Origin of the sequence: Streptomyces sp. NPDC006134, assembly GCF_040628835.1 — a bacterium.
Classification (GTDB): Bacteria; Actinomycetota; Actinomycetes; order Streptomycetales; family Streptomycetaceae; genus Streptomyces.
In genome coordinates, this window is sequence record NZ_JBEXTV010000010.1 from 154288 (window position 1) to 164995 (window position 10708).

Sequence of the window (10708 nt, forward strand, 5' to 3'; positions counted from 1 at the left end):
GGACGATGCGCCGCGGCCGACGCCTCGCCATCGACGTCGGGGACGCCCGGATCGGGGTCGCCTCGTGCGACCCCGACGGGATCCTCGCCACCCCGGTGGAGACCGTCCCCGGACGGGACGTCCCGGCGGCCCACCGCCGCCTGAAGCAGCTCGTCGAGGAGTACGAGCCGATCGAGGTCGTCGTCGGCCTCCCTCGCTCCCTCAAGGGGGGCGAGGGCCCGGCCGCGGCCAAGGTCCGCGGCTTCGCCCGGGAGCTGGCCCGGGGCATCGCACCGGTCCCCGTCCGGCTCGTCGACGAGCGGATGACGACGGTGACGGCCGGTCAGGGCCTGCGCGCCTCGGGCGTGAAGTCGAAGAAGGGACGCTCCGTCATCGACCAGGCCGCCGCTGTGATCATCCTCCAGCAGGCGCTCGAATCCGAACGGGTGTCAGGCAAAGCACCCGGTGAGGGCGTCGAAGTGGTCATCTGATCGCGATACGGTAACGTTCCGCGCGATGCGGCGGCATTCGAACAGCCGCCGCACAGCAAGAGGCGGAACGGAGCCGGACCCACCAGCCGCGCGCGCCGACCGCCTCGCGGCTCTAGGGGATCGATGACTGAGTATGGCCGGGGCCCAGGCTCCGAACCGTGGCATCCGGAGGACCCGTTGTACGGGGACGGCGGATGGGGAGGGCAGCAGGACCAGCAGGACCGGCAGCCTCCCTACGGCGGTCAGCCACAGCGTTATCCGGAGCAGCCGTCCCAGCAGCAGTACGGCGACTGGAACGACGGCGGGCAGTCCGCGTACGGCCAGGAGCAGCAGTACCAGCAGTACGGCCAGCAGCACGAACAGCCGTACGACCAGTCGTACGGCGGGCAGCAGTACGGAGCCGAGGGGCAGCACCAGCAGTACGGCGCCGAAGGGCAGCGGGGACAGCACCAGCAGCAGTACGGCGCCGAAGGGCAGCAGGGTCGGCACCAGCAGCAGTACGACGGCGGTGACTGGGGCACCGGCGGGCACCCGCAGGCGCCCTACGCCGCCGACCCTTCGGACCCCTACGCCCAGCAGGCCGCCGGCTACGGCGCGGAGCAGCCCGACCTGTACGGCACGCCGGACGCCTACCCGCCGCCGGAGCCGCCCGGCCGCCGGCGCAAGGAGCCCGAGCCGCCGCAGACCGACTGGGACCCGGGTCCCGACCAGGGAGAGCACGCCTTCTTCGCCGGTGGGGGCGAGGACGGTACGGCCGACGGCACCGGCGAGGGCCGCGGTCGCGGTGACCGCAGGGGCCGGGGCGGCAAGGGCAGGAAACGCCGGAACGGGCTGGCCTGCCTGGTGGTCTGCCTGGTGCTGGGCGGCGGTGTGGCAGGCGTCGGATACTTCGGCTACCAGTTCTACCAGGAACGTTTCGGCGAGGCTCCGGACTTCGCCGGGGACGGCAATGGCGAGCAGGTGACCATCACGGTGCCCAAGGGGGCCGGCGGTTACCAGATCGGGCAGTTGCTGAAGGACGCCGGTGTCGTCAAGAGCGTCGACGCCTTCGTCGCCGCCCAGCAGGGCAACCCGCAGGGCAAGAGTCTCCAGGACGGCGTCTACACGCTGGAGAAGGAGATGTCGGCCAAGAGCGCGGTCGAGCTCATGCTCAGTCCGAAGAGCCGTGACAACCTGGTCATCGCCGAGGGCAAGCGCAACGCCGACATCTACCAGCTGATCGACAAGCGCCTCCAGGTCAAGGCGGGTACCACGGCACAGGTCGCCCGGGACGAGTGGAAGAACCTGGGGCTGCCCGACTGGGCGCTGAACCACAAGGACGTCAAGGATCCGCTGGAAGGCTTCCTCTACCCCTCCAGCTACGGCGTCGCCAAGGGCCAGAAGCCCGAGGACGTCCTGAAGGAGATGGTCGCGCGGGCCACCGAGAAGTACGAGGAACTCGGCGTCGAGAAGAAGGCCGGGGAACTCGGGCTCGACGGACCGTGGCAGCTCATCACCGTCGCGAGCCTGGTGCAGGCCGAGGGCACGAGCCACGACGACTTCCGCAAGATGGCCGAGGTCGTCTACAACCGGCTCAAGCCGGGGAACACCGAGACCAACGGCATGCTGCAGTTCGACTCCACGTACAACTACATCAAGAACCAGAGCGAGACCGACCTCACGCTCAAGGAACTCCGCACCTACGACAATCCGTACAACACCTATTACTACAAGGGCCTGCCGCCCGGACCGATCGGCAACCCGGGTGAGGAGGCGCTGAAGGGCGCCCTCGACCCGACGCACGACGGCTGGTACTACTTCGTCTCGACCGACGGCAAGACGAGCAAATTCACCAAGACCAACGCCGATCACCAGAAGCTGGTCGACGAGTGGAAAGCCTCGAGGAACGACTGATGGCCGCACCCCGCCGAGCCGCCGTTCTCGGCTCACCCATCGCCCACTCCCTCTCCCCGGTGCTGCACCGCACCGCCTACGAGGAGCTGGGGCTGACCGGGTGGACGTACGACCGTTTCGAGGTCGACGAGGCCGCCCTGCCCGGCTTCCTCGACAGGCTCGGGCCCGAGTGGGCCGGCCTGTCGCTGACCATGCCGCTGAAGCGGGCCGTCATCCCGCTGCTCGACGAGATCAGCGAGACGGCTGCCTCGGTGGAGGCGGTCAACACGGTCGTGTTCACCGAGGACGGCCGCCGTATCGGCGACAACACCGACATCCCCGGCATGGTCGCCGCCCTGCGCGAGCACGGCATCGACAAGGTCGAGACCGCGGCGGTCCTCGGCGCCGGTGCCACCGCCTCCTCGGCGCTGGCCGCGCTGGCCCGGGTCTGCACGGGCGAGGTCGCCGTCTACGTGCGCAGCGAGGCCCGCGCCGCCGAGATGCGGCAGTGGGCCGAGCGGCTGGAGGTCGCGGTGCGGATCGCCGACTGGGCCGACGCCGAGGAGGCGCTGCGCGCCCCCCTGGTCATCGCCACCACCCCGGCCGGTACGACCGACGCCCTCGCCTCCGCCGTCCCGGAGATGCCCGCGACCCTGTTCGACGTGCTCTACGACCCGTGGCCGACCACACTCGCCGCCCGCTGGTCGGCGTACGGCGGGGCCGTCGTCGGCGGCCTCGACCTGCTGGTGCACCAGGCGGTGCTCCAGGTGGAGCAGATGACCGGCTGCGCCCCGGCCCCGCTCGCCGCCATGCGCAGGGCTGGTTCGGAGGCCCTGGCCAACCAGTCGTGAAATCCGCCCATTCAGAATGAACGACAGGGGCCCACCGCTCAGCGGTGGGCCCCTGTCGTTGTGGGCGCGAGTCGGATGAAGATCAGCCGCACCAGCCCAGGCCACTGGTGTACTCGGACGTCTGGGGGTTGCCACTCCCGGTCCACCAGCGGGTCGTGCCCCAGTACTGCACGCACTTGCCGGCAGCACGCAGGCGCACCGGGCCCGCGTAGTAGTTGTAGTTGCCCGTGTCCTTGACCCAGGAGCCCCCTTCGACGCGCAGTCCGGCGCCGACCGGGTTGCTGACCTGGTCACCGGTCACCACTGTCACCACGCAGTTGTAGCCGGTGGACGCGTTGTACAGGAGATAGACGATGGCCTGAGGGCCGCCGGTGTTCATCACCCAACCCAATTCCTTGGAGGACTGGATGTAGTAGCCCGACCCGCACACCGAGACCGGGTTGCTGGCCGCCTGTGCCGAAGAGGAGAAGGTGAAGGCGAGCCCGAACGCTGCGAGGACGACAGCAACGGACTTGACGAGCTTGCGCATGTTGATCCAATTGTTCGACGTGATGTGAAAGTTGAGTGGAGGGTATTGATCAAGCGCGCTGTGCGGGAGTGTCTTTCGAGACAGCTCCTGACTTGAATGTCAGGTCATGGCTCGGCTGCTCGGTCTCCCGGACGTCGCGGATCCGCGGTCTGGGCTACCTGCCCGTCTGGGCGCGGATCACGGCGCTCGCCGCCGTCGTGGGCTGGGGCGTCAAGCTGCGATGCAAGCTCGCCCATCGGCGTGTGATACGCAACGGACAGCCCGTGCACGCGACCATGCAGTACGAGCAGGGCCGCAGGACCGATCGCCCGGGCATACGTGCCGCAGCAGCAGACACAGCAGGGGAGTGGCGCGGACCACCCCGATCCGTACGCACGCCCCGCAGCGCGGCAGCGGAGTGGTACCGACTTCCTCGGTTCCTACGCACCGCAGCCACCTCAGCGGTGTCGGCAGAACGGCCTTCGGCTGGCCCTGCTCCCGTCCGTCTGATGGACCGGCGGCCGGACCGGGACGCGGACGTGGGAGGATCGGAGGTGGCGGACCGGGACCCGCGCACCTGGTCACGCCGTCGCCGTGCGCGAGGACACGCGTACGCAGGGCAGTACCGGGGCGCGAGACTGAGGAGCACCGTTGAGCAGGTTGCGCTGGCTGACCGCGGGGGAGTCCCACGGTCCCGCACTCGTCGCGACGCTGGAGGGCCTTCCCGCCGGCGTGCCGATCACCACGGACATGGTGGCGGACCACCTGGCGAGGCGGCGGCTGGGCTATGGGCGCGGTGCCCGCATGAAGTTCGAGCGGGACGAGGTCACCTTCCTCGGCGGCGTCCGGCACGGCCTGACCCTCGGCTCCCCGGTGGCGATCATGGTGGGGAACACCGAGTGGCCGAAGTGGGAGCAGGTCATGGCGGCCGACCCGGTCGACCCCGAGGTGCTGGACGGACTGGCCCGCAACGCGCCGCTGACCCGCCCGCGCCCCGGCCACGCCGACCTCGCCGGCATGCAGAAGTACGGCTTCGACGAGGCCCGGCCCGTCCTGGAGCGCGCCTCCGCCCGCGAGACCGCCGCCCGTGTGGCGCTCGGCGCGGTGGCCCGGTCGTACCTGAAGGAGACGGCCGGCATCGAGATCGTCAGCCACGTCGTCGAACTCGCCGCCGCCAAGGCCCCCTACGGCGTGTACCCGACCCCGGCGGACGTGGAGAAGCTGGACGCGGACCCGGTGCGCTGCCTGGACGCGGACGCGTCGAAGGCGATGGTCGCCGAGATCGACCAGGCCCACAAGGACGGCGACACCCTCGGCGGCGTGGTGGAGGTGCTGGCGTACGGCGTGCCGGTCGGCCTCGGCTCCCACGTGCACTGGGACCGCAGGCTGGACGCCCGCCTGGCGGCGGCGCTCATGGGCATCCAGGCGATCAAGGGCGTCGAGGTCGGCGACGGCTTCGACCTGGCCCGGGTGCCGGGCTCGAAGGCGCACGACGAGATCGTCACCACCGAGGAGGGCATCCGGCGGGCCTCCGGGCGTTCCGGCGGCACCGAGGGCGGCCTGACCACCGGCGAGCTGCTGCGCGTGCGCGCGGCCATGAAGCCGATCGCGACCGTGCCGCGCGCGCTGAAGACCGTGGACGTGGTGACGGGCGAGCCCGCGCAGGCCCACCACCAGCGCTCGGACGTGTGCGCGGTGCCGGCGGCCGGCATCGTCGCCGAGGCGATGGTCGCCCTCGTCCTCGCGGACGCGGTGGCGGAGAAGTTCGGCGGCGACAGCGTGCCGGAGACCCGCCGCAACGTCCGGAGCTACCTCGAGAACCTGGCGATCCGATGAGCGGTCCGCTGCTGGTCCTCGTCGGCCCCATGGGGGTCGGCAAGTCCACCGTGGGACAGCTGCTGGCCCAGCGGCTCGGTGTCGCCTACCGGGACACGGACGACGACATCGTGGCCGGGCAGGGCCGGGCGATCGCGGACATCTTCGTCGACGAGGGCGAGTCCGCCTTCCGCGCGATCGAGAAGCGGGCCGTGCACGCCGCGCTGGCCGAGCACGACGGCGTCCTCGCCCTCGGCGGCGGCGCCGTCCTGGACCCGGACACGCGCGCGCTGCTCGCCGGCCACCGGGTCCTCTACCTCTCGATGGACGTCGAGGAAGCGGTCCGGCGCACCGGGCTGAACACCGCCCGCCCGCTGCTCGCGGTCAACCCGCGCAGGCAGTGGCGCGAGCTGATGGAGGCCCGCCGCCACCTCTACGAGGAGGTCGCCACGGCCGTCGTGGCCACCGACGGCCGCACCCCCGACGAGGTCACCGAAGCCGCCCTGGACGCACTGGAGTTGAAGGAAGCATGAGCGAGGCAGTCACCCGGATCCAGGTCGCCGGCACCGCGGGCACCGACCCCTACGAGGTGCTGGTCGGCCGCCGGCTCCTCGGCGAACTCGCCGGGCTGATCGGGGACAAGGCCAAGCGGGTCGCCGTCATCCACCCCGAGGCACTCGCCGAGACCGGGGACGCGCTCCGCGCCGACCTGGCCGAGCAGGGCTACGAGGCCATCGCCATCCAGGTGCCCAACGCCGAGGAGGCCAAGACCGCCGAGGTCGCCGCCTACTGCTGGAAGGCGCTCGGCCAGTCGGGCTTCACCCGCACCGACGTCATCGTCGGCGTGGGCGGCGGAGCCACCACGGACGTCGCCGGGTTCGTGGCCGCGACCTGGCTGCGCGGCGTGCGCTGGATCGCCGTCCCCACCACCGTCCTGGCCATGGTGGACGCGGCCGTCGGCGGCAAGACCGGCATCAACACCGCCGAGGGCAAGAACCTGGTGGGCGCCTTCCACCCGCCCGCCGGCGTCCTGTGCGACCTCGCCGCCCTCGACTCCCTCCCGGTCAACGACTACGTCTCCGGGCTCGCCGAGGTCATCAAGGCCGGCTTCATCGCCGACCCGGTGATCCTCGACCTCATCGAGGCCGACCCCGAGGCCGCCCGCACCCCGGCCGGACCGCACACCGCCGAGCTGATCGAACGCTCGATCCGGGTCAAGGCCGACGTGGTCTCCTCCGACCTGAAGGAGTCGGGCCGCAGGGAGATCCTCAACTACGGCCACACCCTCGGCCACGCCATCGAGAAGAACGAGCGCTACAAGTGGCGCCACGGCGCCGCCGTCTCCGTCGGCATGCACTTCGCCGCCGAACTGGGCCGCCTCGCGGGCCGGCTGGACGACGCCACCGCCGACCGCCACCGCACCATCCTCGAAGCGGTCGGGCTTCCCCTCCACTACCGCTACGACCAGTGGCCCAAGCTGGTGGAGAACATGAAGGTCGACAAGAAGTCCCGCGGCGACCTGCTGCGCTTCATCGTCCTGGACGGCCTGGCCAAGCCCACCGTCCTGGAAGGCCCCGACCCGGCCGTCCTCCTCGCCGCCTACGGCGAAGTGGGCCAGTAAGTCCACCGGCACGCCTTCCGCCCGATTCACCTTCCACAGCGGGCACTTCGGACCGCCCCCGGCCGTTCACCAAACGACGGCCGGGGGCGGTACCGTTCCGTAGCAGGCGGGTACGCCCGCTGTCAGCGCCCATCGCCTGTACGAGACGGAGTGGCACCGGATGCAGCACGCAGTGGGTTCTCCGCTGCCGCCGCCCCACCAGCCGGGGCACGGACCGGCCCTCGGCTGGTCCCCGGCCGCACACCACCCGGGACCCCACCCGGGAGCGCCCCAGGGGCCCGCCCCCGTGCCCCCGCCCCCGCCGGCACCGGTCTACCCCGGCCCGCCGCCGCACCCGGCCCCGGCTCCTTCGCACGTCCCGGGCCCCGACGCCACGGGCCACATCCCGCCGCCGCCCGCCGGAGCCACCGCGCCCGGCGCACCGCCCGCCCCGGACCCGGCCACCACGACCCTCGCCGTGCTGCTCATCGGGCCCGCGGGCGCCGGCAAGACCAGCGTCGCCAAGTACTGGGCGGACCACCGCCGGGTCCCCACCGCCCACATCAGCCTCGACGACGTACGCGAGTGGGTCCGCTCGGGCTTCGCCGACCCCCAGTCGGGCTGGAACGACAACTCCGAGGCCCAGTACCGCCTGGCCCGCCGCACCTGCGGCTTCGCCGCGCGCAACTTCCTCGCCAACGGCATCTCGTGCATCCTCGACGACGCCGTCTTCCCCGACCGCCCCGTCGTCGGCCTCGGCGGCTGGAAACGGCATGTGGGCCCCGGCCTGCTGCCGGTCGTCATCCTCCCCGGCCTGGACATCGTCCTGGAGCGCAACGCCGAACGCACCGGCAACCGCCGCCTCACCGACGAGGAAGTGGCCCGCATCCACGGCCGTATGGCCGGCTGGTACGGCTCGGGCCTGCCGATCATCGACAACTCCCAGCTCGACATCCCCGAGACGGCCCGCGTCCTGGACGAGGTACTCGCCCGCTCGATAGCGAGCCCGCCGACGTGGTGACCGCACCCGCCGTCCACGGCGGCGCATGAGACCTCTCCCGCCGGCGGCCCGCAGCCGCGCGACGGCGGAAGGGGCCGTGGTGGTGCGGCGCAGCCCGCCGCTCAGCCGGCCGCAGCCGACGCGCACGGCCGGCCGGCGGAAGCCCGCGCGACCCGCGGCGGGCTCGCCGCACCACCGCGCCCCCGACCCACCCCGCCAGGCGTCCGTCATAAGGCGCCCGCCACCGAAACCCCCGCGTGACGCCCGGTCGGCCCTCCCCGACCGGCGGCGACCGCCCACCCCTCGTACGCTCGGCTCATGTCAGAGGTGTACGCGGCCCGCCGAACCCGCCTCCGCGAACGCTGCACCGCGGGCGGCAGCGCGGCGGCCCTGGTCTCCCGCCCCGCCAACGTGCGCTATCTCGCGGGCGCCGCCCCGCACGGCGCCGTCCTGCTGCTGGGCGCCACCGACGACCTGCTGCTGTGCGCGGGCCCCCCGGACGACCGCCCCACGGAGGGCCGCCCCGACGAGGCACTGCGCGTACGGACCCTGCCCGGTTCCGCGGGCGACCCGGCCGTCGCCGCCGCCGGCCTCGCCGCCGCGCAGGGTGCCGACTCCCTCGCCGTGGAGGAGCACCACCTCACGGTGGCCCGCCACCGGGCCCTCCGCTCCGCCGCCCCCGGCCTGCGCCTGACCGGCCTGGGCTGCGCGGTCGAACAGCTCAGGGTCGTCAAGGACGAGGAGGAGATCTCCTGCCTGCGCATCGGCGCCGAGATCGCCGACCAGGCCCTCGGCGAACTCCTGGAATCCATCCTGGTGGGCCGCACCGAGCGCCACCTCGCCCTGGAACTGGAGCGCCGCCTGGTCGACCACGGAGCCGACGGCCCCGCCTTCCCGACCTCGGTCGGCACCGGTCCCCACTCCGGCCGCCCCGGCCACCGCCCCACCGACCGCCGCGTGGAGGAGGGCGACTTCCTCTCCGTCTGCCTCGGCGCGACCTATCGCGGCTACCGCTGCGAGATCGGCCGTACGTTCGTCATCGGCAGCTCGCCCGCCGACTGGCAGATCGAGCTGTACGACCTGGTCTTCGCCGCCCAGCGGGCCGGCCGGGAGGCCCTCGTCCCCGGCGCCTCCTGCCGGGACGTCGACCGCGCCGCCCGCCAGGTGCTGGACTGTGCCGGGTACGCCGAGGGCCTGCCGAACCTCACCGGCCACGGTGTCGGACTCGAAATCGACGAGGACCCTCAGTTGACCCCGTCGGCCATGGGTAAACTGGACGCTTGCGTGCCGGTCACCGTCGAACCGGGGGTCCACCTCCCGGGCCGGGGCGGTGTCCGGATCGATGACACGCTCGTCGTGCGCCCCGAGGCGGACGGCGGACCCGAGCTACTCACCATCACGACCAAGGAGCTGCTCGCGCTCTAGCCCCCGCGCTGAGTGCCTGCCCCGGGGTCGTCCCACGTCAGTCCAGGAGATTCCGCAACCGTGGCTTCCACGAACGACCTCAAGAACGGCATGGTGCTCAAGCTCGAAGGCGGCCAGCTCTGGTCCGTCGTCGAGTTCCAGCACGTCAAGCCCGGCAAGGGCCCGGCCTTCGTGCGCACCAAGCTCAAGAACGTGCTCTCCGGCAAGGTCGTCGACAAGACCTTCAACGCCGGTGTCAAGGTCGAGACGGCCACTGTCGACAAGCGCGACATGCAGTTCTCGTACATGGACGGCGAGTACTTCGTCTTCATGGACATGGAGACCTACGACCAGCTCATGGTCGACCGCAAGGCCGTCGGCGACGCCGCCAACTTCCTCGTCGAGGGCTTCACCGCCACCGTCGCCCAGCACGAGGGCGAGGTGCTCTTCGTCGAGCTGCCGGCCGCCGTCGAGCTGACGGTCGCCGAGACCGAGCCGGGCGTCCAGGGCGACCGCTCCACCGGCGGCACCAAGCCCGCCACCCTGGAGACCGGCCACCAGATCCAGGTCCCGCTCTTCATCACCACCGGTGAGAAGATCAAGGTCGACACCCGCACGAGCGACTACCTCGGCCGGGTGAACAGCTAACCGTGGCTGCCCGCAACACGGCCCGCAAACGCGCCTTCCAGATCCTCTTCGAGGGGGACCAGCGCGGCGCCGACGTCCTGACCGTCCTCGCGGACTGGGTCCGGCACTCCCGGAACGACACCCGGCAGCCGCCGGTGAGCGAGTACACGATGGAGCTGGTCGAGGGCTACGCCGAGCACGCGCGGCGCATCGACGAGCTGATCGCCCAGTACTCGGTCGGCTGGACGCTCGACCGCATGCCGGTCGTCGACCGCAACATCCTGCGTCTCGGGGCCTACGAGCTGATCTGGGTCGACGAGACCCCGGACGCCGTCGTCCTCGACGAGATGGTGCAGCTGGCGAAGGAGTTCTCGACGGACGAGTCGCCCTCGTTCGTCAACGGCCTGCTGGGCCGTCTGAAGGAGCTGAAGCCCTCGCTGCGCCGCGAGGAGAGCTGACCGACGAAGACGCCGGGGGCTCCGCGGCACACGTGGCGCCGCCGCCCCCGCCTGTGGGGGACCCGGGGGGCCCGAAACCCCTCCCCCCCAGCGGCGACAAAGC

Annotated in this window: 11 protein-coding genes; 10 read left to right on the forward strand and 1 reads right to left on the reverse strand. The window is 71.9% G+C overall.

Annotated features, from left to right (window positions below):
* Positions 1-5: 5 nt before the first annotated feature.
* The 3 genes from ruvX (at position 6) to ABZ340_RS09435 (ending at position 3193) form a co-directional block, all read left to right on the forward strand.
* On the forward strand, positions 6-470 hold the full coding sequence (gene ruvX / locus ABZ340_RS09425) for a Holliday junction resolvase RuvX (RefSeq protein WP_358781153.1): 465 nt from the start codon (positions 6-8) through the stop codon (positions 468-470).
* Positions 471-593: 123 nt separating this feature from the next.
* Positions 594-2363, forward strand: a complete 1770-nt coding sequence (gene mltG, locus ABZ340_RS09430; RefSeq protein ID WP_358781154.1) for an endolytic transglycosylase MltG — start codon at positions 594-596, stop codon at positions 2361-2363.
* A complete protein-coding gene (locus tag ABZ340_RS09435; protein WP_358781155.1) occupies positions 2363-3193 on the forward strand; it encodes a shikimate dehydrogenase in 831 nt (276 codons plus the stop codon). The genes mltG and ABZ340_RS09435 overlap by 1 nt, the downstream gene beginning before the upstream one ends.
* Before the next feature lie 82 nt (positions 3194-3275).
* Here ABZ340_RS09435 and ABZ340_RS09440 read toward each other — a convergent pair whose 3' ends face one another.
* Entirely contained in the window at positions 3276-3722 is a 447-nt protein-coding gene (locus tag ABZ340_RS09440; protein ID WP_358781156.1) for a serine/threonine protein kinase, read from the reverse strand.
* A 630-nt stretch (positions 3723-4352) separates the two neighbouring features.
* Between ABZ340_RS09440 and aroC the strand changes: the two genes are divergently transcribed.
* The 7 genes from aroC (at position 4353) to nusB (ending at position 10605) form a co-directional block, all read left to right on the forward strand.
* Positions 4353-5537 carry a chorismate synthase gene (gene aroC / locus ABZ340_RS09445; RefSeq protein ID WP_358781157.1) on the forward strand — a complete coding sequence of 395 codons (1185 nt, stop codon included), beginning with the start codon at positions 4353-4355 and terminating at the stop codon, positions 5535-5537.
* Positions 5534-6049, forward strand: a complete 516-nt coding sequence (locus ABZ340_RS09450; protein ID WP_358781158.1) for a shikimate kinase — start codon at positions 5534-5536, stop codon at positions 6047-6049. Before aroC ends, ABZ340_RS09450 begins: the two co-directional genes overlap by 4 nt.
* Positions 6046-7137, forward strand: a complete 1092-nt coding sequence (aroB, locus tag ABZ340_RS09455) for a 3-dehydroquinate synthase (protein ID WP_358781159.1) — start codon at positions 6046-6048, stop codon at positions 7135-7137. The genes ABZ340_RS09450 and aroB overlap by 4 nt, the downstream gene beginning before the upstream one ends.
* Positions 7138-7297: 160 nt before the next feature.
* Positions 7298-8137 carry a Pro-rich N-terminal domain-containing protein gene (locus tag ABZ340_RS09460; protein WP_358781160.1) on the forward strand — a complete coding sequence of 280 codons (840 nt, stop codon included), beginning with the start codon at positions 7298-7300 and terminating at the stop codon, positions 8135-8137.
* Positions 8138-8434: 297 nt separating this feature from the next.
* Positions 8435-9541: an aminopeptidase P family protein gene (locus ABZ340_RS09465; RefSeq protein WP_358781161.1), complete on the forward strand. Its 1107-nt coding sequence runs from the start codon at positions 8435-8437 to the stop codon at positions 9539-9541.
* A gap of 60 nt (positions 9542-9601) precedes the next feature.
* Complete coding sequence (gene efp / locus ABZ340_RS09470) at positions 9602-10168, forward strand: elongation factor P (RefSeq protein ID WP_358781162.1); 567 nt, start codon at positions 9602-9604, stop codon at positions 10166-10168.
* Between the two features lie 2 nt (positions 10169-10170).
* Entirely contained in the window at positions 10171-10605 is a 435-nt protein-coding gene (nusB, locus tag ABZ340_RS09475; protein ID WP_358781163.1) for a transcription antitermination factor NusB, read from the forward strand.
* The last annotated feature ends 103 nt before the right edge of the window (positions 10606-10708 follow it).

Excerpts from the sequence above, each read along its gene's own strand:
- mltG (WP_358781154.1), top strand. The coding sequence starts at position 594 with ATGACTGAGTATGGCCGGGGCCCAGGCTCCGAACCGTGGCATCCGGAG.
- aroB (WP_358781159.1), top strand. The coding sequence starts at position 6,046 with ATGAGCGAGGCAGTCACCCGGATCCAGGTCGCCGGCACCGCGGGCACC.
- ruvX (WP_358781153.1), top strand. The coding sequence starts at position 6 with ATGCGCCGCGGCCGACGCCTCGCCATCGACGTCGGGGACGCCCGGATC.
- ABZ340_RS09440 (WP_358781156.1), bottom strand. The coding sequence starts at position 3,722 with ATGCGCAAGCTCGTCAAGTCCGTTGCTGTCGTCCTCGCAGCGTTCGGG.
- ABZ340_RS09435 (WP_358781155.1), top strand. The coding sequence starts at position 2,363 with ATGGCCGCACCCCGCCGAGCCGCCGTTCTCGGCTCACCCATCGCCCAC.
- ABZ340_RS09465 (WP_358781161.1), top strand. The coding sequence starts at position 8,435 with ATGTCAGAGGTGTACGCGGCCCGCCGAACCCGCCTCCGCGAACGCTGC.
- ABZ340_RS09460 (WP_358781160.1), top strand. The coding sequence starts at position 7,298 with ATGCAGCACGCAGTGGGTTCTCCGCTGCCGCCGCCCCACCAGCCGGGG.
- ABZ340_RS09450 (WP_358781158.1), top strand. The coding sequence starts at position 5,534 with ATGAGCGGTCCGCTGCTGGTCCTCGTCGGCCCCATGGGGGTCGGCAAG.